This window comes from Streptomyces sp. NPDC001339, assembly GCF_042895955.1.
In the GTDB taxonomy this organism is placed as follows: domain Bacteria; phylum Actinomycetota; class Actinomycetes; order Streptomycetales; family Streptomycetaceae; genus Streptomyces.
The window spans coordinates 86,502-112,759 of the sequence record NZ_JBIAWT010000002.1; the positions used below are offsets into that span (position 1 = coordinate 86,502).

The window sequence follows — 26,258 nt, forward strand, 5'->3', positions numbered from 1 at the left end:
GACCGGTCTGCACGCGTGTACTCCGGGAGAGATAGGGTTACCCTGCCCGGGCCGGGTGCCCTCGTAAGGGTGGGGAGATTTATGGAACAGATAACAATGCGTAGCAGGGCGCGAGTCCCTGCCATCACGTGCGGGAACAGCGCGACCAGCGCGCGGCTCGACCGCCATCTCGCGGTGCTGGGCGGGCCCGCCCTCCCGCAGCGCGAGACGGAGGGCGCGACGTCGCTGATGCAGGAGCTCACCGCGCGTGACCACATGCGGACGAGGGGCGCCCGTGGCGCCAGGGTGTCGCTGTTCGCCCCGCTGCGCAGGCTGCGGCGCTCGCTCTTCGGCGGACGCGGCTGACGGCGACGCCCCTTCGCGGCATCCCGGGTGGCCGGCCCGCCCCGCCCGGCCGGTTCCGCTCCGAACCCCCTGTCACTCCGTGACGGGGGGTTCTTCGGGTTCAGCCTCGCGGGACGCGTCCGGTGTCCGTGCCGTGCCGCCGCTCACCGGCACGCCGCCGCTCACAGCAGTGCGAACTGCCCCTCCGGCCCCTCTTCCTGATGGTCGAGGACGGATGCCGGGCGGCGGGCGGCCGGCGGCACCGGCAGCACCCCCGCCGCCCGCAGGCCGTCCTCGCTCAGCTGCGGCCCGTCCGCGACGAGGGAGCCCAACTCCGCCCGCCGCGGCTCCAGTTCCGCCAGCAGCGCCAGTACGGTGATCAGCTCCAGCAGCTCCGAGGTCCACCGCTGCGGCCAGTCCGCGGGGCGCACCGCGGCCAGCGAACCGGCCTCGGCGGCCTCCGCCTCCGCCCCCGCCCCGTCCTCCGGCACCCCGGCGCGCCGCGCGAACCACGCCTCCAGGACCCGTACCCCACCCGTGCGGAACTCCCAGGCCCCCGCCGGCACCGGCGCGATCCGGCCGCCGTCCAGCAGCAGTGCCTCCCCTTCCGGGTCGTAGCCGAGGGTCCGGGGCATCCCGCGCGCGGGGAGCGCGGCGCGCACGTACGGGCGGCGGCCGCCGGGCAGCCGCGGCCGCTCGCCGGAGCCGGGCGCGCGCTGCTGCCCCGGCCCGGAGGCGTGAGCGCCACGGGTGGTGAGCCACAGCAGCCGCTCTCCGAGCGCGACCCCGCGCTCCCAGAGTTCCGGGTCGGCGGTCAGCGGCACCACGACGCCGTCGGGGGAGTGGCGGGCACCGGCCGTCGCCCAGGCGAGCAGATCCGTGGGGTCCACCGGCCGGTCCAGGCGGCGGGCGAGCAGGGCGAGCAGGCCCGGTGCGAGGTCGGGCTCCCGGCCGCCGGGCCGCCGGTAGAGGGGGTGGATCCGGCCGGGGCGGCCGGCCGGGGAGCGCCCGTCGGGCAGCAGCGCCGAGCACACCACCGGCGGGCCGGACGGCTGGGGCGGCGGCGCCGACTCCACCGCGTACAGCTGCCGTTCGCCGGCCACCCGCCACAGCTCCGGGCGGGCGGCGTCGATCAGCCGGTGGTCGGGCAGCAGCCACTGCTGGTCGAACGGACCGTGGAGGATCCGCACCGGCTCGGGGCACGGTCCGCCCGCCCGGTACAGCCGCCCGGTCGGTGTGGCCTGGCCCGGCAGCTGGCCGACCGCGGAGTACAGGGTCCGGGCGCGCGACGGCCGGAACAGCCGCTCGCGGTCCACCGCGTCCTCGGCGTCCACCAGCGCCCGCCACCGGGCGCGCAGGGTGTCCGGATCCGGCGCCATCACCCAGGAACGGCCCAGCCGCAGCGGCGCCACGGACCACGGCATCAGATCGGACAGCCGTGGCGCGTCCTGCTTCGCCGTCACGCGGAGCCCCTCCCCGGACCGTTCGGATGACCCGGGCATGGTACCCACCGGACCGGACCTCACCAGAGGCCCGCGGGTTCGTCCGGCGGCCCGATGCGGTCTTCCGCTTGCTGATCTTGAAGGGGTACGGTCCTGGCCGTACGCCCGGCCGCACGATGGGGATCCCCCGCGCCGTTCAGGCGTGGGGCCCCTCGTGCCGGGACCTGCTCAGGGGAGGACCGTCATGACGGACACCACCACGCCGGCACGGTGTGGGGGGCAACGGGCCGCCGCCCGGCTGGACCGGCTGCCGCCGTCCCGCTGGCACCGCCGGATCACCTTCATCGTCGGCATCGGCGCCTTCTTCGACCTCTACGAGATCTTCCTCGGCGGCGTGCTGGCCGCCGTCCTCGCCGACCAGTGGCACCTCGGGCACACCGCCAAATCCTCGGTGATCGCGGCCGGCTTCCTCGGCATGTTCGTCGGCGCCGGTGTGCTGTCGGTGCTCGCCGACCGGCTGGGCCGGCGCCGGATGCTCCTGATCAGCCTCTGCGCCTACTCCCTCTTCTCGCTGCTGAGCGCCGCCGCCCCGGACCTGCCGTGGCTGCTGGCCCTGCGCTTCCTCTCCGGTCTCGGCCTCGGCGCCGAACTCGTCCTCATCGACACCTACCTCGCCGAGTTCCTGCCCCGGGCGGTACGCGGCCGCTATATGGCCTGGGCCTACACCCTGGGTTTCGTCGCGGTACCGGTCGCCGCGCTGCTCGGCGCGCGGCTGGTGGCCGCCCACCGGCTGCTGGGCATCGAGGGCTGGCGCTGGCTGCTGGTCGCCGGCGCCCTCGGGGCCGGCTTCCTCCAGCTGATGCGCCGTCAACTCCCGGAGTCCCCACGCTGGCTCACCGTGCGCGGACGGGACGGCGAGGCCGGACGGATCGTGGCGGGGATCGAGGAACGGGTGGCCCGGGAGACCGGCGGCAGCCTGCCGTCCGTGGCGGAGACGGAGAGCATTCCGGAGCGGAGGGTGCCCCTGGGCGAGATGTTCCGCGGCGACCACCGGCGGCGGACCGTCATGTGGTGGATCTTCCAGGTGCTGCAGACCGTCGGCTACTACGGCTTCGGGACCCTGGCGCCGGTGGTGCTCACCGCCAAGGGCCACACCGTCACCGCGTCCCTCCTCTACGCCGCGCTGAGCTTCTGCGGCTACCCGCTCGGCTCCGCGCTGTCGATCCCGCTCATCGACCGCGTCGAGCGCCGCACCCTGATCATCGCCTCGGCGCTCGGCATCGCCGGCTGCGGCCTGGCGTTCGGCTTCGCCGACGCCACCTGGGCCATCATCACCTTCGGCTTCCTCCTCACCGTGTGCAGCAACATCTTCTCCAACGCCTTCCACGTCTACCAGACCGAGATCTTCCCGACCGCCCTGCGCGGCAGCGCCATCGGCATCGCCTACTCACTCTCCCGGCTCACCTCGGTCGCCTTGCCGTTCGTCGCGCTGACCGTGCTCACCCGCCTCGGGCCGGCCGCCGTGTTCACCGGCTCCGCCGCGCTGATGCTGCTGCTCTGCCTGGACGTGGCGCTGCTGGGCCCCCGTACCACGGGACGGAGCCTGGAACGCGTCTGACGGATCAGTGCGCGTCCAGCGTCACGGTGAAGGAGAAACGGTCGCCCCGGTAGTGGATCCGCGCGACATCGACGACCCGGCCGTCCTCGTCATAGGTGACGCCGGTGTAGTGCAGGATCGGGCTGAGCAGCGGAATCCGCAGCAGCCGGGCGGTCTCCGGGTCGGCCAGCCGCGCCTCGACGGTGTCGGTGATCCGGCTGATCCGTACCCCGGCCGTGTCCCGCAGGACCTTCGTCATCGGCCGGCGCAGCAGCTCGGCCGGATCGATCCGGGCGGCGACCTCGGGCCGTACGTAGTTGCGCGCGTGGTTGGTCGGCTCGCCCGTCTCCTCGTCGCCGCGCAGCCGGAGGTAGCCGGCCACCTCCGCCAAGTCCGGGAAGTGCTCGGCCAGTTCGGCCGGTACCCCGGTCGGCCCGTGCTCCAGCAGTTCGGTGCGCATACCGGACTGCTGGGCCACGATCGCGTCCACCGAGCCGAGCAGCCGCACCGGCGCCCCGCGCCGCGCGCTCGGCTCGATGAACGTACCCCGCCGCCGGTGCCGGCTGATCAGGCCCTCCGCCTCCAGCTCCTTGAGGGCCTGGCGCATGGTCAGCACGCTCACCCCGTAGTGCGCGGCCAGCGCGTCCTCGGTCGGCAGCCGCAGCGGTGCTTCGGGCGAGCGGCCCAATATGGAGGCGCGCAGCGACTGCGAGACCTGGTACCACAGCGGCAGTTTGCGGTTCAGATCGAGCGAGTCGGGAGCGAAGGTGGTCACGGGGTCCCCGGTGTCACAGGCGGAAGTGGCGCTGGAGACCCTGCCATACGCCGTCGTAGCCGCGCTGAAGGTGTCCGGCGTCCCGGGCCTGCCCGGTCAGCGTCAGCGGCCAGCGGGTCTCGAACATGAAAGCCAGCCCGTCGTCGACCTTCTGCGGCACCAGCTCGGCGGCGCTCGCCCGGTCGAAGGTCTCCCGGTCGGGCCCGTGCGCCGACATCATGTTGTGCAGCGACCCGCCGCCGGGCACGAACCCCTCGGCCTTCGCGTCATACGCGCCCTCGATCAACCCCATGTACTCACTCATCACATTGCGGTGGAAGTACGGCGGCCGGAAGGTGTCCTCGCCGACCAGCCAGCGCGGCGCGAAGACCACGAAATCCACGCCCGCCAGACCCGGGGTGTCCGAGGGGGAGGTCAGCACGGTGAAGACGGACGGGTCGGGGTGGTCGTAGCTGATGGACCCGATGACATTGAAGCGCCGCAGGTCGTAGACGTACGGAACGTGATTGCCGTGCCAGGCGACCACATCCAGCGGGGAGTGGTCGTAGGTGGCGGTCCAGAGGTTCCCGCAGAACTTGTTGACGACCTCGACCGGACCCTCGACGTCCTCGTACGCGGCGGCCGGCGCGCGGAAGTCCCTGGGGTTGGCCAGGCCGTTGGCACCGATCGGGCCGAGGTCGGGGAGCTGGAAGGGCCGTCCGTAGTTCTCGCAGACATAGCCGCGCGCGGTGGCGTCCAGCAGCTCGACCCGGAAGCGCACGCCTCGCGGGACCAGCGCCACCTCGCCCGGTTCGGCGCGCAGCAGCCCGAGTTCGGTACGCAGCAGCAGCCCGCCCCGCTCCGGCACGATCAGCAGCTCGCCGTCCGCGTCACCGAACACCCGCCGGTTCATAGAGGTGTTGGCGTGATACAGGTGCACCGCCATCCCGCTCCGCTGGGCCGCGTCCCCGTTGCCGCCCAGTGTCCATAGCCCGTCGAGGAAGTCCGTGGGGCCCTCGGGGGCCGGCAGCGGGTTCCAGCGCAGCCGGTTGGGGTCGGGGACGCACTCGGTGAACGGCGCCGAGCGGACCGCGCGCTGCTCGGCGCGGATGAACGGCGGATGCGCGGCCGACGGGCGGATGCGGTAGAGCCAGGAGCGGTGGTTACGGTCCCGCGGCTCGGTGAACGCCGACCCGCTGAGCTGCTCGGCGTACAGACCGAACGGCGCCCGCTGGGGGGAGTTGCGCCCCACCGGCAGCGCCCCCGGGACAGCCTCCGAGCTGTGCTCATTGCCGAAGCCGGTGGCGTACGCCAGCCCCTCGGCCGTCTTCCTCGCCTGCTCGTTGCCGGTGCTTGCCATGGCGCGCTCCTGCCTGCTGGGAATCCTATGGAGCACCTTAGGATTCCCGCAGTGTTCTTGACTAGGATCCCCACGTTTTCGGCCGTCCCGCCGCGGGGGTTTCTCGCCGTTGCGCCTGCGGCGGGCGTGGGTTGGTCGGGTGCGGGTCCGCTCCTCCGGACTTCGTCCTGCGGAGCGGCCCCTCCCGGGAGTGGGAGGGAAAACGGTGAGTGGGGGTGTGCCTGAGTGGTCCACTGCGCGCACATGACGGATGACGTACACCCCCACCGGTCTCCTTCCACCCACCCACGGGAGGGGGCGCACCGCAGAACGAAGTTCGGAGGGGCGCACCCGTGACGTACAGCCCCGCGCAGCGGAACAGCCCGCCGCCAGGCGCCACGGCGGGACGGCCGACAACGTGGGAAGTCAGCCAAGCGCAGCGGAACGGCCCGCCGCCAGGCGCCACGGCGGGACGGCCGACAACGTGGGAAGTCAGCCAAGCGCAGCGGAACGGCCCGCCGCCAGGCGCCACGGCGAGGCGGAGGTACGGCGCCGCAGATAAAAACGTGGGAAGCAAGCCAAGCGCAGCGAAACGTTTTGCGGTTATTGCTCGCGCGTCAAGTCCTTGTTACCAAGATTTCCCGCACTTAACGTCGCGCCTGTTCCAGCAGATGTTCAAGGGTGAACGTGAGGTACCCCCGATGCTGACAATCCTCGGATTTGTCATGATCGCTACGTTTCTGGCGCTGATCATGGCGAAGAAGATGTCACCGATGGCAGCGCTCGTGCTGATCCCCGCGCTGTTCTGTGTCCTGGCCGGCCAGGGCGCGCACCTGGGGGAGTACGTCCTCAAGGGCATCGGCGACCTGGCCCCCACGGCCGCGATGCTGATGTTCGCCATCCTCTACTTCGGGGTGATGATCGACGTAGGGCTCTTCGACCCGGTCGTCCGCGGCATCCTGAAGTTCTGCCACGCCGACCCGGTGCGCGTGGTGGTCGGTACCGCGCTGCTCGCCGCGATCGTCTCGCTCGACGGTGACGGCTCCACCACCTTCATGATCACCGTGTCCGCGCTCTACCCGCTCTACAAGCGGCTGAAGATGAGCCTGGTCGTGATGACCGGTGTCGCCGCCACCGCGAACGGCGTGATGAACACCCTTCCCTGGGGCGGCCCGACCGCCCGCGCCGCCACCGCGCTCAAGCTCGACGCCGGCGACATCTTCATCCCGATGGTCCCCGCGCTCGCCGTCGGCCTGGCCGCGGTCTTCGCCCTCGCGTACGTCCTCGGCCGGCGCGAGCGCAAGCGGCTGGGCGTGCTGACGCTCGGCGACACCCGGGCCGTGGCCGTGGCGGAGAAGGAGACCGAACAGGAACAGGTCCTCGTCGGCACGGGCGGCGCCCCCTCCGCGCTGCCCGCCACAGGCGGCTCCGCGGGCACCACCGGCTCCGGCAGCGGCACCCAGAGCCCGGACCTCCAGGGCCTCGACCCCCGGCGTGCCACCCTGCGTCCCAAGCTCTACTGGTTCAACGCCGCGCTCACCGTCGCGCTGCTCACCCTGCTGATCCTCCAGACCCTGCCGATCCCGGTCCTCTTCCTGCTCGGCGCGGCCATCGCCCTGACCGTCAACTTCCCCCGCATGACCGACCAGAAGGCCCGGGTCGCCGCCCACGCGGAGAACGTCCTCAACGTCGCCGGCATGGTCTTCGCCGCCGCAGTCTTCACCGGCGTGCTCACCGGCACCGGCATGGTCGAGCACATGGCCCGCTGGCTGATCGGCGGCATCCCCGACGCGCTCGGCCCGCACATGGGCATCGTCACCGGCGTCCTCAGCATCCCGCTCACGTACTTCATGTCCAACGACGGCTTCTACTTCGGCATCGTCCCGATCCTCGCCGAGGCCGGCGCCGCGCACGGCGTGACGCCTGTCGAGATCGCCCGCGCCTCCCTCGTCGGCCAGGCCCTGCACATGTCCAGCCCGCTGGTCCCCGCCGCCTACGTCCTGGTCGGCATGGCCAAGGTCGAGTTCGGCGACCACACGAAGTTCACCGTCAAATGGGCCGCGCTCACCTCGCTCGTGGTCCTGGGGGCGGGCCTCCTCTTCGGCATCCTGTGATCCGTCCGGTCCCCGCGGTGTGATCTGTCCGGTCCCCTGCGGTCGGTGGCGGGCATCATGACCACCCCCGTTATCGTTCTCCCCGCCAGCCACAGGAACAGCCGCGTGAAGGGACCAGTACGTGAGGCAGCACGACGCGATGTACATCGACGGAACCTGGCGGTCCGCCGAGGGCAGCGGCACGATCGAGGTCGTCGACCCGGCCGGCGAGCGGGTCATCGCCACCGTCCCGGCCGGATCCGCCCAGGACGTGGACGCCGCCGTGCGTGCCGCCCGCACCGCTCTCCCGGGCTGGGCCGCCACCCCGCCCGGGGAGCGCGCCGCCCTGCTGACCGCGCTGCGCGACCAGCTCGCCGCGCGCGCCGAGGAGTTCGCCGCGACCATCACCGCCGAGCTGGGATCGCCGCTCGGTTTCAGTACGCGGGTGCAGGCCGGCGTGCCGGTCAAGGTGGTCGGTTCGTACGCCGAACTGGCCGCGTCGTACGCGTTCGAGGAGAAGGTCGGCAACTCCACCGTCCTCCACGAACCGGTCGGTGTGGTCGGCGCTATCACGCCGTGGAACTATCCGCTGCACCAGATCACCAACAAGGCCGCCCCGGCGTTCGCCGCGGGCTGCACGGTCGTGCTGAAGCCCGCCGAGGACACCCCGCTCACCGCCCAGCTGTTCGCGGAGTGCGTGGCCGCGGCGGGTTTTCCGGCCGGTGTCTTCAACCTCGTCACCGGCCTCGGTACGGTCGCCGGCCAGGCGCTGGCCGAGCACGAGGGCGTGGACCTGGTCTCCTTCACCGGCTCGACGGCCGTGGGCAGGAAGATCGGCGCGATCGCGGGCGGCGCCGTCAAACGCGTCGCCCTCGAACTGGGCGGCAAATCGGCCAATGTCATCCTCCCCGGTGCCGACCTGGCCAAGGCCGTCCGCACCAACGTCGCCGACGTCATGCGCAACTCCGGCCAGTCCTGCAACGCGCTGACCCGGATGCTCGTCCACGCCGACCAGTACGAGGAGGCCGTGGCCCTCGCCGCCGCGGAGGCCGACACCTACACCCCGGGCGACCCGACGGCCGAGGGCACCCGCCTCGGCCCGGTCGTCAGCGCTGCACAGCGCGACCGCGTCCGCGGCTATATCGAGCAGGGCATCGCCGAGGGCGCGAAGGTCGTGGCGGGCGGCCCGGAGGCACCCCTGGAGACCGGCTACTACGTCAAGCCGACGGTCTTCGCCGAGGTCACCCCGGACATGACCATCGCCCAGGAGGAGATCTTCGGGCCGGTGCTGTCGATCCTGAGGTACGCGGACGAGGACGAGGCCCTCCGCATCGCCAACGGCACCGTCTACGGCCTGGCGGGCGCGGTCTGGGCGGGCGACGAGGCCGAGGCGGTGGCCTTCGCCCGCCGGCTCGACACCGGTCAGGTCGACATCAACGGCGGCCGCTTCAACCTGCTCGCCCCGTTCGGCGGTTACAAGCAGTCCGGTATCGGCCGGGAGCTGGGCCGGCACGGCCTGGCCGAGTACCTGCAGACCAAGTCGCTCCAGTTCTGACCCGCGCGGCGGGGCGGGCCGGCTCCCCGCTCCGCCCCGCCGCGCGGCAGCCCCCCGCCCCGAAGCCCCGAGGAGACGCCGTGGTCCGCGCCGCCGTACTGCCCGCCGTCAACGCCCCGCTCCAGGTCACCGACATCGACCTGCCGGCACCCGGCCCCGGCCAGGTCCGGATCAGGCTCGCCGCCGCCGGGGTCTGCCACTCCGACCTCTTGCTGTCCAACGGCACCCTGCGCCAGCCCGCGCCGGCCGTCCTCGGGCACGAGGGCGCCGGGACCGTCATCGAGGCCGGCCCGGGGGTGACCACCGTGGCCCCCGGCGATCCGGTCGTCCTCAACTGGGCGCCCTCCTGCGGCGCCTGCCACTTCTGCGGCCTGGCCGAGCCCTGGCTCTGCGCCGACTCCGGCCGCGCCGCGAACGCCCCCTACGCCCGGACCGCCGCCGACGGCACAGACCTCTACCCCGGGCTGGGCACCGCCGCCTTCGCGGCGGAGACGGTCGTGCCCGCGTCCGCCGCGCTGCCGCTGCCGCCCGGGGTGCCGCTCACCGACGCCGCCCTGCTGGGCTGCGCGGTACTCACCGGCTGGGGCGCCGTGCACCACAGCGCCCAGGTGCGCGCGGGGGAGTCGGTGGTGGTTTTCGGCGCCGGCGGGGTGGGCCTGGCCACGCTGCAGGCCGCCCGGATCGCCGGGGCGGGCCCGATCGTGGCCGTGGACGTCTCCCCGGCGAAGGAGGAGCTGGCCAGCGCCGCCGGCGCCACCGAGTTCGTCGTGGCCGACGGCGCCGCGTTCTTCGAGAAGGACGGCGCCAAGCGGATCCGCGCGCTCACCGGAGGAGTCGGCGCCGATGTCGCCGTCGAGTGCGTGGGCCGCGCCGAGACCATCCGTACGGCCTGGTCGTCCACCCGTCGCGGCGGCCGTACGACGGTCGTCGGCATCGGCGGACAGGATCAGCGGGTGTCCTTCTCCGCCCTCGAACTCTTCTACTTCGGGCGGACCCTCTCCGGCTGCGTCTACGGCAACAGCGATCCGGCCCGCGACCTCCCCGTCATCGCGGACCATGTCCGCTCCGGCGCCCTCGACCTCTCCGGCCTGGTCACCGACCGGATCGGCCTCGACGACATCCCGGCCGCCTTCGACGCCATGCTGGCCGGCACGGGCGGGCGGGCACTGGTGGTCTTCTAGCGCGGTCCGCGGCGGTCTGCCCGGGCGCGTAGGGGTGGCCGCGGTACCCGACCGCACCGGGCGCAGAATGTCGGGTCCGGGAGGGGCGTTCCTTCCTAACGTGGGTGATGTCAGAGGAAGGAAGGAGACCGGGGTGCTGGACCGGCTCAACCAGGCCATGGAGCACATCGAGGCCCGCCTCGACCAGCGGATCGAGGCGGGCGACCTGGCCCGGATCGCGACGACGTCGGAGTACCACTTCCGGCGGCTGTTCTCCGCGCTGGCGGGCATGCCGCTGTCGGAGTACATCCGCCGCCGGCGGCTGACCCTCGCGGGCGCCGAGGTGCTCGCCGGGGAGCGGACGCTCCTGGAGATCGCGATCCGGTACGGGTACGGCTCGGGGGAGGCGTTCGCGCGGGCGTTCCGCGCCCTGCACGGCGTCGGGCCCGGTGAGGCCCGGCGGTCCGGTGCGGCTCTGCGGTCCCAGCCCCGGATGTCCTTCCGCCTCACCGTCGAGGGGAGCAGCACCATGCGGTACCGGGTCGTGGAGAAGGGCGAGTTCCGGGTCGTCGGCAAGAAGGCCCGCGTTCCGCTCGTCCACGAGGGGGAGAACCCGCATATCGCCGAGCACATCCGCAGCATCGGGCCGGAGACCGTACGGCGCATCGCCGCCCTGTCCGACCAGGAGCCGGACGGCATCGTCTCGGCGGTCGTACGCCTCTCCGACAGCTATGACGAGGGCGCCGAACTCGACTACTACCACGCGGTGGTGACCGGCGCCGACGCGCCCGAGGACCTCGACACCCTCACCGTCCCCGCGGGCACCTGGGCCGTCTTCGAGAACTCCGGCCCGTATCCGCAGGCGCTGCAGTTCCTGTGGCGGGACGTGTTCACCCAGTGGTTCCCGTCGAACCCGTACGTCAGCAGGCCGGGACCGGAGCTGCTGTGGACCCGGCTGTCGGCGGACCACAAGGAGGCGGACGCCCAGCTGTGGATCCCCGTGGAGCGGACCACGGCCACGGGATGAGCGGTCACAGGCCCGCGGGCCGGGCAGGCCGCGGGCGGTCGGCGGGGCGGTGAGCAGGGCGGTGAGCGGCCCGGGGGTGCGGATGGCCCCCCGGCCCGTCAGCCATCAGCCGGCCGGCGGTACGCGTTCCGGTCCGTGCAGGGCCAGACCGTCCACCAGCGCCCGCAGCCCGGTCTCGAACGCGCCCTCGTCCACCCGGCGTTGGTGCTCCGCGAGCAGATGCGCCTGGCCCAGGTGCGGGTAGTCGGCGGGGTCGTACGCCTCCGGGTCGTCCACGAAGCCGCGGGCGAACGAGGCCAGCGCGGAGCCCGCCACGAAGTACCGGACCGCCGCGCAGATCCGGGTGGCCTGCGCCGGCGGCCAGCCCGCCCCGACCATCCCGCCGAAGGCCGCGTCGGCCATCTTCAGACCGGCGGGGCGGCGGCCGGGGCCCCGGGCCAGGAACGGCACGATGTGCGGATGGGCGGCGAGCGCCGCGCGGTACGAACGGGCCCAGGCCAGCAGTCCGGTGCGCCAGTCCGCACCCGTCCCGAACGCCGACACGTCGACGGTGGCGATGACCGTGTCGGCGACCGCGTCGAGGATCTCGTCCTTGGTCGCGAAGTGGTTGTACAGGGACGGGCCGCTGACGCCCAGCTCCGCCGCCAGCCGCCGGGTGGAGAGCGCCGGCAGCCCTTCGGCGTCGATCAGCTCCAGCGCCGTGGCGACGATGCGCGCACGGCTCAGGAGCGGCTTGCGGGGACGGGCCATGCCCCACATGGTAGAGGCCGCGGCCCGGAAACTAGCGGTGATAGTTGAGCCGCCGGGCCACCGGAGACGGTGCTCGGGGCCTGCCCCGTCGGAGACCCGCCCGACCCGCCGGAGACCCAGGGAGACCCAGCGGGGAACCATCGGGGACCCATCGGACAGGCCCTAAGCGGTTGCTCAGTAGCCCGGTATGGTGTTCGATCCGTCAGAGGAACGTCCCTGGCGGATCGAGGAGCGGGGTGCGCGATGGGTGCGGCGGCACGGCGGGCTGCGGAGGAGCACGAGGAGTGGGCCGGCGTCACCCCGGACGCCGCCCGGCGCCTGGTCGCCGCCGCCGTCCGGGCGTTCGCCGAGCGCGGCTACCACGCCACCACCACCCGTGACATCGCCGGCCGCGCCGGGATGAGCCCGGCCGCCCTCTACATCCACTACAAGACCAAGGAGGAGCTGCTCTACCGCATCAGCGGTATCGGCCACGAGAAGGCGCTGCGCATCATGGGCGCCGCCGCCGAGGCCGAGGGCAGCGCCACCGAGCGGCTGCGGGACGCCGTCCGGACGTTCGCCCGCTGGCACGCCGAGCACCACACCACCGCCCGGGTCATCCAGTACGAACTCCAGGCGCTGAGCCCGGCGCACTACACCGAGATCGCCGGACTGCGCCGCCGGACCGACCGGTTGCTGCGGCAGATCGTCCAGGACGGCGCGGACAGCGGGGAGTTCCGGGTCGACGACGTGCCGGGCACCACCCTCGCGGTGCTGTCCCTCTGCGTGGACGTGGCCCGCTGGTTCTCGGCGGACGGCCCGCGGACGCCCGACGAGGTCGGCACGCTCTACGCCGACCTCGTCCTGCGCATGGTGGGCGCCCGGCCGCCTACAGGTAGTAGCGGCTGACCGTCTCCGCGACGCACACCGGCTTCTCGCCGCCCTCCCGCTCGACCGTCACCACCATGGTGAGCTGTACGCCGTCCCGGACCTCGGACACCTCCGCGATCCGGGCCGAGGCGCGCAGCCGGGAGCCGACGGGGACGATGGCGGGGAAACGCACCTTGTCGGTGCCGTAGTTGATGCCCATCCGCACGTTGTCGACCCGCATCAGCTGCGGTACGAGGGCGGGCAGCAGTGAGAGCGTCAGATAGCCGTGGGCGATCGTGGTGCCGAACGGGCCGGTCCTGGCCCTCTCCTCGTCCACATGGATCCACTGGTGATCGCCGGTGGCCTCGGCGAACCAGTCGATCCGCCGCTGGTCCACCTCCAGCCAGTCACTCGGGCCCAGCTCCTCGCCGACCGCTCCCCGCAGCTCGTCGACCGATCCGAACACCCGGGGCTCTGCCATCTCCGTCCGCCTCCTCGGCTAAGCGCTTGCTCAGCATGCGGGTGCGGGCACCCGCTGTCAACGCCCGGGAAGCGGCCGGCGGCCGGGCCGGCGGGGCACCCCTTTAGGGTTGACGGGTGCCTCAGCTTCCGTACCAGGTTCATGAGCTCTCCGTCGGCCAGCTCTCCGCGCGCAGCGGCGCCGCGGTGTCCGCGCTGCACTTCTACGAGTCCAAGGGGCTGATCAGCAGCACCCGGACCGCCGGTAACCAGCGCCGCTACACCCGCGACGCGCTGCGCCGGGTCGCCTTCGTCCGGGCCGCGCAGCGGGTCGGGATCCCGCTGGCGGTCATCCGCGACGCGCTGGCGGAGCTGCCGGACGAGCGCACCCCCAACCGCGCCGACTGGGCCCGGCTCTCCGAGGTCTGGCGCGCCGAGCTCGAGGAGCGGATCAGTCAACTCGTGGAGTTGCGCGACCACTTGAGCGACTGCATCGGCTGCGGCTGCCTGTCGCTGGAGACCTGCGCTCTGTCCAACCCGTACGACAACCTCGGCGCACAGGGACCCGGCGCCCGGCGGCTGCGCGTCGACCGCCGCACCGAGAAGGCGGAGCGCCGTGAGCACCCGGAGAGCCTCGAGTGCCCGGAGAATTCCGAGTGCCCGGAGAATCCGGAGAAGGTCTAGTCGCGGGCGGTCACCTCACCACGCGGGCGGTTTGCGGGCCGCCCACGGACGGGCCTGCTCCAGTTGCGCGGACAGGGCGATCAGCGTCGCCTCGTCGCCGTACCGGCCGGCCAGCATCACCCCGATGGGCAGCCCCTCGGCGTTCCACTGCAGCGGGACGTTCACCGCGGGCTGACCGGTGGCGTTGCTGACCGCGGTGAAGGGCGTGAACGCCCCGATCGCCGCGAACTCGGCCTGGGGATCGGCGTCGTCGCGCAGACCGCCGACCGCCGTCGGCGGCGCGGCCAGGGTCGGCGAGAGCACCACGTCGTAGCCGGTGCCGGGCGTCATCAGCCCGTCCGCCAGGGACTGGGTGAGCGAGCGGAAGGCGTGCATCGACAGGGCGAAGTCCATGCCGGAGACCTCGGCGCCGCGGTCGCGCAGATAGCGGGTGAGCGGCATCAGCAGCTCCTCGCCCCCGGGTGGCACCGGACGGATCGCGGCCAGTACGGACCAGACCCGGGTGAAGGCGACGAGCAGCGTGTTGTCCGACGGCAGCGACAACTCCTCGACCTCATGGCCGAGTCCGGTCAGCAGCGCCGCGGTGTCGGTGACGGCCGCGCGGCAGTCGGGGTGCACCCGCACGCCCGGCAGGGGCGTCTCCGTCAGGCAGGCGATCCGCAGCCGGCCGGGGTCGCGCAGCGCGTACGAGGTGAAGGTCTCGCCGGGCGGCAGCGGCGGCGCCGCGTACGGGTCACCGGGCATCGCGCCCGCCATGACGTCCAGCAGGGCGGCCGCGTCGGCGACCGTACGGGCCAGCGGGCCGGAGGTCGCCAGGCCGCTGATGTCGTGCAGCAGCGGGCCGCCGCTGATCCGGCCGCGGCTGGGCTTGATGCCGTACAGCCCGCACACCGAGGCCGGGATCCGGATCGAGCCGCCGCCGTCGCTGGCGTGCGCCAGCGGCGCCAGCCCGGCGGCCACCGCCGCGGCCGCCCCACCGCTGGAGCCGCCCGCCGAACGGGTCAGGTCCCAGGGCGTGCGGGCGGGCGGCGCGAGGCCGTTCTCGGTGTAGCAGGGCAGCCCGAATTCGGGGGTGTTGGTCTTGCCGAGCAGGATCGTGCCGCCCGCCCGCAGCCTGTCGACGACATGGTCGTCGACGGTCGGCACATGGTCGGCCAACGCCCGCGAGCCCATGGTGCAGCGCACCCCGGCGACCTGGGTGAGGTCCTTCACGGGGACCGGGACACCGTGCAGCGGCGGGAGTTCGCGGCCCTCGCGGCGCGCCGATACGGCCTCGCTCTCGGCCTCCGCGGCCTGCTTGCGGGCGATCTGCGGGGTACGGGTGAGGAATGCGCCCATCGTGTCGTCGAGCCGGTCGATCCGTGCGAGGTAGTGCTCGGTGAGCTCGACGGGGGAGAGCTCGCCGGTCCGGATCCCCTCGGCCTGTTCGAGCGCGGTCAGATCGTGCAGTTCGGCCATGGACGTCCACCTCTCCTGGGAGTGCCTCCCCATGCCCTTGGGACATGGGGAGGCTACCCGTACTACGGCCCTGATGCCGTACAGATGGACGTTTTCCGGCACAACGGCCGGGCGTTACCGCTCACTCACGCTCAGGCTGCCGCGAACGCCCCTGTTCCCCGGGCCTGGTGGGCGGCCCGCAACGTCTCGGGTGTCAGGATCGACACCGGGGCCAGCACCCCGCACCGCCGGCAGGCCGGCCCGGGAAGCGAGTGGTACGGGGTGCCCGCGGTGTGCGGGGCGTCCGCGGTCCCGGGGGGCCAGGCGAAGCGGGTGCCGCCGCACACCGGGCAGTCGTGGCGCGGCCGCCCCTCCTCCAGCGCCACGATCATGCTGCGCAGGACCACCGCCAGCCGGGCGGCCGGGTGCCGCTGCGGCGACGCGCACGGCACGATGTCGCAGCCGCCCCAGGTCCGCCGGTGCCAGTCGTCGAGCGCGCCGGGCTGCCGGATGCCGTGGTGCTTCTCCTTGCGGCGCCGGGCGGCGAACTCCTCCTCGTACGCGAGCCAGAGGGTACGGGCCTCCTCCAGTTCGTCGAGCGCGGCGATCAGCCGCTCCGGGTCGGGATCGCGGTCCTGGGCGGCGATACCGGCCCGGGTGCACAGATGGTGCCAGGTCGCCCGGTGGCCGTAAGGGGCGAACCGTTCAAGGCACTTGCGCAGGGCGGTACGACGCCGCTGGGTGACGATTCGTGGATCGCGGACCTGTTCTGCGAGGGCTCTGAAACCGGCCAATTCATCCCACCTCCATGGGGAGGACCCGACTGGACGGGGATGGGACGCAGCCATGGGCGACCCGGATCCCTCGAATATCCGTACGGTTGTCCGTAGGGTGGGTTGTCGCTCGTCAGAGCAGCTCCCGCTCCCGGGTCTCCGGCAGCGCGAGGACGCACACCAGCGAGATGACCGCCATCGCGCTCACGTACCAGCCCACCGACGCCGAGCCGAATGCCGACTGTAGCCGGGTGGCGACCAGCGGGGCCACCGCCCCGCCCAGCACACCGCCCAGGTTGTAGGCGAGCGAGGCGCCCGAGTAGCGCACCGTCGTCCCGAACAGCTCCGGCAGGTACGCGCCCATCGGGCCGTACACCACGCCCATGCAGAACAGCGCACCGCCCATGCCCACCGCGATCAGCACCGGACGGCCGGTGTCCAGCAGCGGGAAGAGCGCCGGGCCCCAGAGGGCCGCCAGGCCGGTGCCCGCCAGGATCAGCCGGCGGCGGCCGGCGCCGTCGGAGCGGGTGGCGGCGAGCCAGGTACCGGCCGCCAGGAAGAGGCAGGCCACGAGGGAGAGCCCCAGCATGGTGCTGCGGGGGAGACCGAGGGTGCCGGTGGTGTAGGCGAGGCAGTAGGTGGTGGCCGTGTAGAACAGGCCGTACGCGACGATCATGCCGCCCGCGCCCAGCAGCAGTTCCCGCGGATGGCGGCGCAGCACATCGACGGCGGGTACCCGGCCGGTCTCCCGGGCGGCCATCGCCTTGGCGAACACCGGTGTCTCGCTGATCTTCAGCCGTACGAACAGCCCCACGCCGACCAGCAGGAAGGACAGCAGGAACGGCACCCGCCAGCCCCACGACCGGAACGCGGCGTCGTCGAGAACGGACGACAGCAGCCAGAACACCCCGGTCGCCGCGAAGAACCCCACGGACGGGCCGAGTTGAGGGAAGGCGGCGTACAGCCCCCGGCGCCCGCGCGGCGCGTGCTCGACCGCGAGCAGCGCCGCCCCGCCCCACTCCCCGCCCAGCCCGATGCCCTGCAGGAACCGCAGGGCGACCAGCAGCAGCGGCGCCCAGAGGCCCCAGGTCCCGTACCCGGGCAGCACTCCCACCAACGCTGTTGACAGCCCCATCAGCAACAGGGAGACGACCAGCACCGACTTACGGCCCACCCGGTCGCCGAAGTGCCCGAAAAGCACCGACCCCAGAGGCCGGGCGACGAACGCCACGGCATAGGTGGAGAAGGACGCGAGGGTCGCGTTGACCGGATCGAGGGCCGGGAAGAACGCCTGGTTGAGGACGAGCGCGGCGGCGGTCCCGTAGATGTAGAAGTCGTAGAACTCGATGGCCGTCCCGATGAACGAGGCCACCGCCACACGGCGGAGACGCTCACCCCCGCCGGCGCCGTCGGCTCTGTCCCCCGCGGCCGGCGCACCGGCCGCCGCGCTCTGCGCTGTTGTCGCATCACTGTTCACCAGCGCACTTTCCTGGCCGGTGGAGGGCCGGGTCAAGAGGTGAAGTGATCTGTCTCGTTCCCCGGGACGGCCGGGACGACAGGGCCTGGTGCAGACACTTCCCCATCCCTGTCCCTATCCCAATCCCTATCCCTATCCCTGTCTCTTCCCCATCCCTATGCGTAGCGCAGGTATCGGCGCCGCAGCTCGCGGAACTCCCGTAGCCGCTCCTGCCAGGCGTCGGCGATCTCGTCCGGTCCGGCACCGGCGTCGATCATCGTCCGGACGGCCGGTGAGCCGGTGAGCCGGTCGATGTGATGGCCCGGCAGCCAGGCGAAGCCGTGCCAGACCCGCCGGGCGGTGACCAGGAGCCCGATACCGGTACGGACCGGGTCGAACGACGCGCGGTCGTGGACGTGGAGCTGGACGCCGCCGATGGTCTTGCCCTGGAACTTGGAGAACGTGGGGGCGAAGTAGGCCTCCCTGAAGTGCACACCGGGCAGGTCGAGTGCGTTGGCGGCGGTGGCCCAGCGGCGGTCGATACCGTCGGCACCGAGGAGTTCGAAGGGGCGGGTGGTACCGCGCCCCTCGGAGAGGTTGGTGCCCTCGAAGAGGCAGGTGCCGGAGTAGACCAGGGCGGTGTCCGGGGTGGGCATGTTGGGGCTCGGCGGTACCCAGGGCAGGCCCGTCGCGTCGTGGAAGTCGCCGCGCCGCCAGCCGGTCATCGGCACGGTCTCCAGCTCGACCGGGCGCCCCGCGGCACGGGGCACGAACTCGCCGTTGAACAGCAGGGCGAGTTCGGCCACCGTCATTCCGTGCGCCTGCGCGATCGGCTCCCGGCCGACGAAGGAGGCGTACGCCTTGTCCAGTACGGGGCCGGTGGCGCGGCGGCCGGTGACCGGATTGGGACGGTCGAGGACCACGAACCGCTTGCCGGCGAGGACGGCTGCCACCATGCAGTCGTACAGCGTCCAGATGTAGGTGTAGAACCGCGCGCCGACGTCCTGGATGTCGAAGACGACGGTGTCCACACCGGAGTCGGTGAAGATGCCGGCGAGTTCCCGGCCGCTCTTGTCGTAGGTGTCGTAGACCGGCAGTCCGGTGGCCGGGTCGTCGTAGCGGCCCTCGGAGTCACCCGCCTGGGCGGTGCCGCGGAAGCCGTGCTCCGGGCCGAAGACGGCGGTCAGCCGTACCCGCTCGTCGGCGTGCATCACATCCACGATGTGCCGGATTCCCCGACCGCCCACGGACACCACGCCGGTGGGGTTGGTGACGATGCCGACCCGGCGGCCTTCCAGGAGGCGGTAACCGTCGGCGGCCAGCCGGTCGAAGCCGGTGCGCACCCGCCGGCCGCCGTCCGTCGCCGGTGCCGCGCCGGCGGGGCCGGCGGCCGCGGCCAGGGCCGGGCCGGCCGCTCCGGCCGCCGCCAGACGCCCCAGCAGTACGCGTCTCGAGAGCGCCATCCGCACACCTCCGTGATCACAGAGTCCCTCGGGTACGTGTCGTGCGCACGCTAACGCGCCGGACGGTGAGCGGGAACAGGGCGCGCAGCGCGGCGACAGGGGTACCTCCCGGGCAGGAGGGCCGGACCCTTCCGCGGCCACATACCGACTGGTTAGTCTGCCGTCACCCGCATCCAGCGACCGAGGGAGACCCAGCGTGGAAGCCGTACGGGACAAGGCCGTTGTCGTCACCGGAGCGGGCGGCGGCATCGGCGCCGCACTGGCCCGCCGGTTCGCCGCCGAGGGCGCCCGGGTCGCGGTCAACGACCTGGACGAGCAGAAGGCGCGGCGGACCGCCGACGAGATCGGCGCGGTCGTCGTCCCCGGCGACGCCTCCACCATCGTCCCGGCCGCCCGGGCGGCACTCGGCGGCACCGTCGACGTCTTCTGCGCCAACGCCGGCGTCGGCACCGGCGGCGGGCCCGAAGCGTCCGAGGACGCATGGGCGCTGGCCTGGGACGTCAACGTCATGGCCCATGTCCGCGCGGCGCGCGAACTGCTGCCGGAGTGGCTGGCGCGCGGCAGCGGGCGCTTCGTCTCCACCGTCTCCGCCGCCGGCCTGCTCACCATGGTCGCCGCGGCCCCGTACAGCGTCACCAAGCACGGTGCGTACGCCTTCGCCGAGTGGCTCTCGCTCACCTACCGGCACCGCGGTATCGACGTCCACGCCATCTGCCCCCAGGGCGTCCGCACGGGCATGCTGGCCGCCACCGGGGCCGCCGGGGACCTCGTCCTGGCCCCCACGGCCATCGAGCCCGAGGACGTCGCCGAGGCGCTGTTCACGGCGATGGCCGAGGGCCGCTTCCTGGTGCTGCCGCACCCGGAGGTCGCCGGCCACTACACCGCGCGGGCCGCCGACCCCGACCGCTGGCTCGGAGGCATGAACCACCTCCAGCGGAAGCTGGAGGCGACCGAGGGCGGCACGCGATGACTTCCGAAGACCGTGAATGGCAAGATCCTCAGGGCGTGGCGTGACGACGAACGAGGCGACGTGACGACGAAGGACAGGTGAGGGCGATGGCCGGCACGAAGCACGGCGACGGCAGCGACGGCGGTACCGGCCGCTGCGGCGCGAAGCCGGTGGCCCAGCGGCTGCTGGCCACCGCCACCCGGCTCTTCGCCGAGCAGGGGTACGACCGCACCTCCGTCCAGGAGATCGTCGACGCGGCAGGCGTCACCAAGGGCGCCCTGTACCACTACTTCGGCTCCAAGGACGATCTGCTGCACGAGGTGTACGGCCGGGTGCTGCGCCTCCAGCAGGAGCGGCTGGACCACTTCGCGGAGGCCGACGCGCCGGTGGAGCGGCGGCTGCGGGACGCCGCCGCCGATGTCGTCGTCACCACCATCGAGAACCTCGACGACACCAAGATCTTCTTCCGCTCGATGCACCACCTCGGCCCGGAGAAGGACAAGCAGGTCCGCGCCGAACGGCGGCGCTACCACGAGCGCTTCCGGGCCCTGATCGAGGAGGGCCAGCGCGGCGGCGTGTTCACCGACGCCGTGCCCGCCGACCTCATCGTCGACTACCACTTCGGGTCGGTGCACCATCTCGGCACGTGGTACCGCGAGGACGGACCGCTCAGCCCGCGGCAGGTGGCGGACCATCTGGCGGATCTGCTGATGCGGGCGTTGCGGCCGTAGGGCCGGTGCCGGAGGCCCCGCCGTCCGCCCGCCCGGTCGGGCGGGACCTCCGCCCCAGACCCTGGGTCCGCTCGGCGCCCCCCTGACGAGCTGGAAGCCGAGGCCGAGAAGGCCACCCACCAGACCGTCGGCAGAGTCATCCGGCAGAACCGGCAGAACCGGCAGGTCGCGGCAGCGGTTCCAGCAGGGTTGCCGCCTTCTTGTACCAGAGGGCGCCGAAGACCAGGGCAGTGCGCTCGACGGCGCCGACGTGCCGCAGGATCTCCGGGGCCACGGCAGCCACCCCTTGACGGTTGTCGGCGGAATCGAGGGCGATGTCACCCGGCGTTCAGCTTCAGCCGGGCCCGGGCCAGAGCCACCGCTTCCCAGGTGTCGCAGTCGAAAGAGACTCCACCGACATCCGGGACATGCCGCAGGACAAGAGCGTTGGTCAGCAGACGGATCGGCAGGTCCGTCAACGCCCCGTGCTGGGCCAGGGTCAGCCGGAGCCCCTGCCGCACCGCCGCGGTCCGGTATGCGGCGAACAGCGGATTGTCCCGGCCTTGTGTCTCCAGCATGACCGCGCCCTCGACGCCGGAACCGGCCGTCTGCCGCAGCAGCTCCGTGACCAGTTCCTGCCGTACGAAGGGGAGATCCGCCGCGAGGACCACCACGAACGGAGCCCGTACCCACCGCACTCCCTCGGCCAGCGCGGCGAGCGGCCCGGCGTGCACCGGCTGCTCCCGTACATGGTGTACCGGACGGACGGTGGCCCGGCGCGGGCCCACCACAATCGTCCTCCCCGCCCCGGCACATGCCTGAATCGCCCGGTCGAGCAACGACACACCGCCGACGGACACCATCGGCTTGTCCGCGCCGCCCAGACGCCGGGCCCGCCCTCCCGCCAGCACCACCGCGTCATAGCACTCGCGCACTTCGCCCGCGGCCCCTTCATCTTCATCAGCGCCGTCGCCGGACGAGTTCCTTGCCGGCCGGTCGGCACCACGCATATCCATCCGTCCCACCCCGCCTCTGAGTAACCCGGGTTCCCGGCAGACCATGCGTGGACCGCCGGTAACGCTCTGGGGCGTGACCTCCTTCTCCGCCTGCCGATTCCACACTGCCCGTTCGGCAGGTGTGACGACACATTCCGGGACGCCCTGCCCCGCGGCACGGTCCGTCCCGTGCGGTCCCCGGCAGCGGACGGTACTGCCGTAGGACCGCTACCGGTACTCGTCGGCTGGGGGTCCGGGGGTTATCCCCCGGTGTACTGCCGCAGCTCCCGGCGGGCGAGCGACCGCTGATGCACCTCGTCCGGACCGTCGGCGATCATCAGGGTGCGTGCCCCCGCGTACAGCTCGGCCAGCGGGAAGTCCTGGCTCACGCCGCCCGCGCCGTACAGCTGGATCGCGCGGTCGATGATGCCGACCACCGCGCGCGGCGTGGCGATCTTGATGGCCTGGATCTCGGTGTGGGCACCCCTGTTGCCCACGGTGTCCATCAGCCAGGCCGTCTTCAGCACCAGCAGCCGCAGCTGCTCCACCGTCACCCGGGCGTCCGCGATCCACTCCTGGACCACGCCCTGCCGCGCCAGCGGCTCGCCGAACGCCGTACGGGACACGGCCCGCCGGCACATCAGCTCGATCGCCCGCTCGGCCATACCGATCAGCCGCATGCAGTGGTGGATCCGGCCGGGGCCGAGCCGGGCCTGGGCGATGGCGAAGCCGCCGCCCTCCTCGCCGATCAGATTGCCCACGGGGACCCGGACGTTCTCGAAGAGCACCTCGGCGTGGCCGCCGTGCCAGTGGTCCTCGTAGCCGAAGACCTGCATCGCGCGCTTGACGGTGACGCCCGGGATGTCGCGCGGGACGAGGACCATCGACTGCTGGCGGCGGATGTCGGCACCTTCCGGATCCGTCTTCCCCATCACGATGAAGATCTCGCACTGCGGGTTCATCGCCCCGGAGATGTACCACTTACGGCCGTTGACGACGTACGTGTCGTCCTGCCGCGCGATATGCGTCTCGATATTGGTGGCGTCCGACGAGGCCACCTCCGGCTCGGTCATCGCGAACGCCGACCGGATCTCACCGGCCAGCAGCGGTTCCAGCCACCGCTTCCTCTGCTCGTCGGTCCCGAACTGCGCCAGGACCTCCATGTTCCCGGTGTCCGGCGCCGCACAGTTCAGCGCCGTGGGCGCCAACTGCGGGCTGCGGCCGGTGATTTCGGCCAGCGGTGCGTACTGGAGATTGGTCAGCCCCGCGCCGTACTCCTCGTCCGGCAGGCTGTGCTGGTCCACAAAGAACAGATTCCACAGCCCCTGCTTGCGGGCCTCGGCCTTCAGCTCCGCCACCACCGCCGGGGTGTCCCACGGGGACGCCAGTCCCGCCCGCTGCTCCCGCGCGGTCCGCTCGGCCGGGTATACATGCTCGTCCATGAACGCCAGGAGCCGTGCGCGCAGCTCCTCCGTACGGGCGTCGAACGCGAAGTCCATCGGATGCCTCAGCCTTCCTTGAGCGTGGTCAGTCCGTGGTCGATGAAGACCGGCGCCAGCTCACCGATCCGGTCGAAGCCCGCGCCGACGGTCCGGCCGAGGGTGAAGCGGTAGTGGATGCCTTCGAGGATCACCGCGAGCTTGAACCAGGCGAACGCCGTGTACCAGGCGATGGCCGAGGTGTCCCGGCCGGAGCGCGCCGCGTACCGCTCGATCAGCTCGCCGGGGGAGGGGTGGCCCGGCGCGCCGCTGGTGGTGCTGACCGGCGACTCGGCCAGGCCCAGGTCCGTGCTGTACATCGCCAGCAGGCCCACATCGGTCAGCGGATCACCGAGCGTGGACATCTCCCAGTCAAGTACGGCCGTGAGGGTGTCATCGGCGCCGACCAGGACGTTGTCGAGGCGGTAGTCGCCGTGCACGACGGCCGGCGCGGGGGAGGCCGGCAGTGTCCGGCCCAGTGTCCGGTGCAGCTCGTCGATCCCCGGCAGCTCACGGCTCCTGGAAGACGCCAACTGCTTGGCCCAGCGCCGCAGTTGGCGTTCCAGGAAGCCGTCCGGCCGGCCGAAGTCGCCGAGCCCGGCCGCCTCCGGGTCCACCGCGTGCAGTTCGACGAGCGTGTCGACCAGGGAGAGGACCACGGCGCGGGTGCGCTCGGCGCCGAGCTGCGCGAGCTGCGCGGTGGTCCGGTACGGCACGCCCTCCACCAGCTCCATCACATAGAACGGCGCACCGATCACCGTCTCGTCCTCGCACAGCAGCAGCGCCCCGGGCACCGGTACCGGCGTCGGGCGCAGTGCGCTGATCACGCGGTGCTCACGCCGCATGTCGTGCGCGGTGGCCAGGACGTGGCCGAGCGGCGGGCGCCGCAGCACCCAGTGGGAGGTGCCGTCGGTGATCCGGTAGGTGAGGTTGGACCGGCCGCCCTCGATCAGCTCACCGCGCAGCGGTCCGCACACCAGCCCCGGCCGCTCCCGGTCCAGATACTCCCTGAGCGGCTCCGGATCGAGTCCCGGGGTGTTGCCCTTGCTCATCGCGCTCCTCCGTCGTACGGATGGGACGGTTCCGCGGCCGGTCCACGGACGGGCGGTGTCCTGGCCGGCGCCTCGGACGGCCGTCGTCGCCTCGCCCCGATCATGCCGACTAGTCGGTATGGCGTCCAGTGCCGTTCCGTGGGGAGTCCGTCACGCGGCGGCGCACCGTCGCCTTCCAGCCACCATCCGCCAGGCGGTTCACGCGTGACAGGCCACCGGCACCCCGCCGTTCAGCACCGTCATGTCCCCGAACCCGGCCACCACGTCGAGCGGGGAACCCGGCGCCGCGCCCGCCAGCTCCGCGTACGCCCGGTGCAGATTCGCCACCAGCCGCTCGGGCTCCGCCAGCTCCGCGAACGGGCCGAGATCCGCCCCCCGGGCCGCCTCCAGCGGCGTGCGCCCGGCCGCCCGGCCCTCCTCCGCCAGCCGTCCGACGAACTCCAGATAGCGCTCGACACCGTCGTACACCTCGGGTCCGGCCACCGGGCCGTGCCCGGGCACGACGACCGCCGCGTCCAGGGACCGCAGCAGCCGAAGCGCCCGCAGCGAACCGGCCAGCGACCCCATGAACAGGAACGGCGTGCCGCCGTGGAAGACCAGGTCACCGGCGAAGACCACGCGCTGCCGGGGCAGCCAGACGATGGTGTCGCCGGTGGTGTGCGCCACCCCCGGGTGGATCAGCCGGACCTCGGTCCCGCCGACGTGGAGCGTGAGCTCCTCGCGGTAGGTGACGGTCGGCGGGGTGAGCCGGATGTCGCCGTACTCCACCTGCGGCCACACCGCGTGCAGCTGGTGCCCGGCAGCCAGCAGTTCGCTGCGGCAGGCGGCGTGCCCGACGATCGTGGCCTCGGGCGTGAAGACGCTGTTGCCGTAGGTGTGGTCGCCGTGGTGGTGGGTGTTGACCAGGAGGCGGGGCGTCGGTGCCCCGCTCTCCGCGATCCGGCGGCGCAGCAGCTGCGCCCGGCGTTCGGTGGCGGCGGTGTCCACGACGAGCGTGGCGTCCCCGTCGGTGACGAACCCGGCGTTGTTCAGGCACCAGCCGCCGTCCGGCTGGATGAAGGCGTGGACGCCGGCGGCGAGTTCGGTGAGGTACGGCTCGGGGACGTGCCCCCGCGTGCTCCGCCCCTTCGCGGCCGGTGCCGTCGTCTCGCACATATGCAGGCGCCCCCTTGCTGGTGATGACCCGTCATCGCTGGTGATGACCCGTCACCGCCCACCCTAGGAGACACCGGCCGCCGCCACACCGGCGACCGCGCCCCGACAGTCCCGCCACACCGGCGACCGCGCCCCGACAGTCCCGCCGGCCCGGTACCGGCTCCCCCGCCGTATCAGACCGTGCCCGACTCCCGGCGGGCCAGCAGCTCCCGGTACGCCGCCATTCCGTCCGGTACCCACGGCCACTCGTCCAGCCGCCGGATCAGCTCCTCCTCGGTGAGGAACGCGTACCAGTCGATCTCCGTCTCCTGCGGGGCGACCGGCAGCGTGCAGCGCACCTGGTAGACCGCGGACCACCAGCTGTGCTCGGCGGTCTCGTAGAGGAACTTGAACAGCGGCTCCGGCGGCCGGAGGCCCCGCACCCCCAGTTCCTCCTCCGCCTCCCGCAGCGCCGCCTGGTCGTAGGTCTCACCGGCGCCGACGACCCCGCCCACGAACATGTCGTAGTGCGAGGGAAAGACCAGCTTGCGGGCGGTCCGGCGGTGCACGAAGATCCGGTCCTCGGCGTCCCGGACGAGCACGAAGGCACAGCGGGTACGCATCCTGCGGGCGTACGTCTCACTGCGCGGGGCCTGCCCCATGACCTCGTCGTTCTCGTCGACGACGTCGAGTATCTCGTCCGCGTCGAGCGGTTGTTGATCGGACTCCGGCCGTTGAGCAGACTCCGGCCGTCGATCGGACATCGGTTGTTGATCGG

At 72.6% G+C, this 26,258-nt stretch carries 25 protein-coding genes; 10 read left to right on the forward strand and 15 right to left on the reverse strand.

Annotated elements, in window-relative coordinates; all coding sequences use genetic code 11:
- Positions 1–81: 81 nt before the first annotated feature.
- On the forward strand, positions 82–345 hold the full coding sequence (locus tag ACFY12_RS05585) for a hypothetical protein (protein WP_390714451.1): 264 nt from the start codon (positions 82–84) through the stop codon (positions 343–345).
- 161 nt (positions 346–506) lie between these two features.
- On the opposite strand, the gene ACFY12_RS05590 is transcribed toward ACFY12_RS05585, so the two are convergent.
- Positions 507–1,787, reverse strand: a complete 1,281-nt coding sequence (locus tag ACFY12_RS05590) for a type ISP restriction/modification enzyme (RefSeq protein WP_390714452.1) — start codon at positions 1,785–1,787, stop codon at positions 507–509.
- Positions 1,788–2,010: 223 nt separating this feature from the next.
- On the opposite strand from ACFY12_RS05590, the gene ACFY12_RS05595 reads away from it, so the two are divergent.
- The gene (locus ACFY12_RS05595) at positions 2,011–3,384 is read left to right on the forward strand and encodes an MFS transporter (protein ID WP_390714453.1); all 1,374 of its coding nucleotides are present in this window, start codon (positions 2,011–2,013) and stop codon (positions 3,382–3,384) included.
- Between the two features lie 4 nt (positions 3,385–3,388).
- Here the strand turns inward: ACFY12_RS05595 and ACFY12_RS05600 are convergent, their stop codons facing one another.
- Positions 3,389–4,138: a GntR family transcriptional regulator gene (locus ACFY12_RS05600; RefSeq protein WP_390714454.1), complete on the reverse strand. Its 750-nt coding sequence runs from the start codon at positions 4,136–4,138 to the stop codon at positions 3,389–3,391.
- Between the two features lie 13 nt (positions 4,139–4,151).
- Entirely contained in the window at positions 4,152–5,477 is a 1,326-nt protein-coding gene (gene hmgA / locus ACFY12_RS05605; protein ID WP_390714455.1) for a homogentisate 1,2-dioxygenase, read from the reverse strand.
- Between the two features lie 680 nt (positions 5,478–6,157).
- On the opposite strand from hmgA, the gene ACFY12_RS05610 reads away from it, so the two are divergent.
- The 4 genes from ACFY12_RS05610 to ACFY12_RS05625 all read left to right on the forward strand — a co-directional run bounded on the left by ACFY12_RS05610 (position 6,158) and on the right by ACFY12_RS05625 (position 11,291).
- Positions 6,158–7,570 carry a CitMHS family transporter gene (locus ACFY12_RS05610; protein ID WP_390714456.1) on the forward strand — a complete coding sequence of 471 codons (1,413 nt, stop codon included), beginning with the start codon at positions 6,158–6,160 and terminating at the stop codon, positions 7,568–7,570.
- A gap of 121 nt (positions 7,571–7,691) precedes the next feature.
- Positions 7,692–9,104 (forward strand): aldehyde dehydrogenase family protein, encoded by a 1,413-nt coding sequence (locus ACFY12_RS05615; RefSeq protein WP_390714457.1) that lies wholly within the window; start codon positions 7,692–7,694, stop codon positions 9,102–9,104.
- Positions 9,105–9,184: 80 nt separating this feature from the next.
- The gene (locus ACFY12_RS05620) at positions 9,185–10,285 is read left to right on the forward strand and encodes a Zn-dependent alcohol dehydrogenase (protein WP_390714458.1); all 1,101 of its coding nucleotides are present in this window, start codon (positions 9,185–9,187) and stop codon (positions 10,283–10,285) included.
- Positions 10,286–10,418: 133 nt separating this feature from the next.
- Positions 10,419–11,291: a GyrI-like domain-containing protein gene (locus ACFY12_RS05625; RefSeq protein WP_390715056.1), complete on the forward strand. Its 873-nt coding sequence runs from the start codon at positions 10,419–10,421 to the stop codon at positions 11,289–11,291.
- 105 nt (positions 11,292–11,396) lie between these two features.
- On the opposite strand, the gene ACFY12_RS05630 is transcribed toward ACFY12_RS05625, so the two are convergent.
- Positions 11,397–12,041, reverse strand: a complete 645-nt coding sequence (locus ACFY12_RS05630; RefSeq protein WP_390714459.1) for a TetR/AcrR family transcriptional regulator — start codon at positions 12,039–12,041, stop codon at positions 11,397–11,399.
- Positions 12,042–12,284: 243 nt separating this feature from the next.
- Here ACFY12_RS05630 and ACFY12_RS05635 point away from each other — a divergent pair, with 243 nt between their 5' ends.
- Positions 12,285–12,929 (forward strand): TetR/AcrR family transcriptional regulator, encoded by a 645-nt coding sequence (locus tag ACFY12_RS05635; protein ID WP_390714460.1) that lies wholly within the window; start codon positions 12,285–12,287, stop codon positions 12,927–12,929.
- Here the strand turns inward: ACFY12_RS05635 and ACFY12_RS05640 are convergent.
- Positions 12,910–13,371, reverse strand: coding sequence for a MaoC family dehydratase (locus ACFY12_RS05640; protein WP_390714461.1), 462 nt, complete (start codon positions 13,369–13,371; stop codon positions 12,910–12,912). The two genes, ACFY12_RS05635 and ACFY12_RS05640, sit on opposite strands and share 20 nt — an antisense overlap.
- Positions 13,372–13,487: 116 nt before the next feature.
- Here ACFY12_RS05640 and soxR point away from each other — a divergent pair, with 116 nt between their 5' ends.
- Positions 13,488–14,033 (forward strand): redox-sensitive transcriptional activator SoxR, encoded by a 546-nt coding sequence (gene soxR, locus ACFY12_RS05645; protein WP_390714462.1) that lies wholly within the window; start codon positions 13,488–13,490, stop codon positions 14,031–14,033.
- A gap of 15 nt (positions 14,034–14,048) precedes the next feature.
- On the opposite strand, the gene ACFY12_RS05650 is transcribed toward soxR, so the two are convergent.
- From ACFY12_RS05650 to ACFY12_RS05665, 4 genes are all read right to left on the reverse strand, one after another.
- Positions 14,049–15,491 (reverse strand): amidase, encoded by a 1,443-nt coding sequence (locus tag ACFY12_RS05650; RefSeq protein ID WP_390714463.1) that lies wholly within the window; start codon positions 15,489–15,491, stop codon positions 14,049–14,051.
- A 131-nt stretch (positions 15,492–15,622) separates the two neighbouring features.
- Positions 15,623–16,264: a hypothetical protein gene (locus ACFY12_RS05655; RefSeq protein WP_390714464.1), complete on the reverse strand. Its 642-nt coding sequence runs from the start codon at positions 16,262–16,264 to the stop codon at positions 15,623–15,625.
- A 112-nt stretch (positions 16,265–16,376) separates the two neighbouring features.
- Positions 16,377–17,720: an MFS transporter gene (locus ACFY12_RS05660; RefSeq protein ID WP_390714465.1), complete on the reverse strand. Its 1,344-nt coding sequence runs from the start codon at positions 17,718–17,720 to the stop codon at positions 16,377–16,379.
- Between the two features lie 155 nt (positions 17,721–17,875).
- A complete protein-coding gene (locus ACFY12_RS05665) occupies positions 17,876–19,162 on the reverse strand; it encodes an exo-beta-N-acetylmuramidase NamZ domain-containing protein (protein ID WP_390714466.1) in 1,287 nt (428 codons plus the stop codon).
- A 196-nt stretch (positions 19,163–19,358) separates the two neighbouring features.
- On the opposite strand from ACFY12_RS05665, the gene ACFY12_RS05670 reads away from it, so the two are divergent.
- Together ACFY12_RS05670 and ACFY12_RS05675 are read left to right on the forward strand one after the other, a co-directional pair.
- A complete protein-coding gene (locus tag ACFY12_RS05670; protein ID WP_390714467.1) occupies positions 19,359–20,132 on the forward strand; it encodes an SDR family oxidoreductase in 774 nt (257 codons plus the stop codon).
- Between the two features lie 86 nt (positions 20,133–20,218).
- Positions 20,219–20,842 carry a TetR/AcrR family transcriptional regulator gene (locus ACFY12_RS05675; RefSeq protein ID WP_390714468.1) on the forward strand — a complete coding sequence of 208 codons (624 nt, stop codon included), beginning with the start codon at positions 20,219–20,221 and terminating at the stop codon, positions 20,840–20,842.
- Between the two features lie 136 nt (positions 20,843–20,978).
- Here ACFY12_RS05675 and ACFY12_RS05680 read toward each other — a convergent pair whose 3' ends face one another.
- The 6 genes from ACFY12_RS05680 to ACFY12_RS05705 all read right to left on the reverse strand — a co-directional run bounded on the left by ACFY12_RS05680 (position 20,979) and on the right by ACFY12_RS05705 (position 26,244).
- Positions 20,979–21,116 (reverse strand): hypothetical protein, encoded by a 138-nt coding sequence (locus ACFY12_RS05680; protein ID WP_390714469.1) that lies wholly within the window; start codon positions 21,114–21,116, stop codon positions 20,979–20,981.
- 43 nt (positions 21,117–21,159) lie between these two features.
- Positions 21,160–21,756 carry a molybdenum cofactor guanylyltransferase gene (locus tag ACFY12_RS05685; RefSeq protein ID WP_390714470.1) on the reverse strand — a complete coding sequence of 199 codons (597 nt, stop codon included), beginning with the start codon at positions 21,754–21,756 and terminating at the stop codon, positions 21,160–21,162.
- Between the two features lie 320 nt (positions 21,757–22,076).
- Positions 22,077–23,315, reverse strand: a complete 1,239-nt coding sequence (locus tag ACFY12_RS05690; RefSeq protein ID WP_390714471.1) for an acyl-CoA dehydrogenase family protein — start codon at positions 23,313–23,315, stop codon at positions 22,077–22,079.
- 8 nt (positions 23,316–23,323) lie between these two features.
- Positions 23,324–24,346 (reverse strand): phosphotransferase family protein, encoded by a 1,023-nt coding sequence (locus ACFY12_RS05695; protein WP_390714472.1) that lies wholly within the window; start codon positions 24,344–24,346, stop codon positions 23,324–23,326.
- Between the two features lie 198 nt (positions 24,347–24,544).
- Complete coding sequence (locus ACFY12_RS05700) at positions 24,545–25,501, reverse strand: MBL fold metallo-hydrolase (protein WP_390714473.1); 957 nt, start codon at positions 25,499–25,501, stop codon at positions 24,545–24,547.
- 173 nt (positions 25,502–25,674) lie between these two features.
- Positions 25,675–26,244 (reverse strand): NUDIX hydrolase, encoded by a 570-nt coding sequence (locus tag ACFY12_RS05705; RefSeq protein WP_390714474.1) that lies wholly within the window; start codon positions 26,242–26,244, stop codon positions 25,675–25,677.
- Positions 26,245–26,258: the final 14 nt, after the last annotated feature.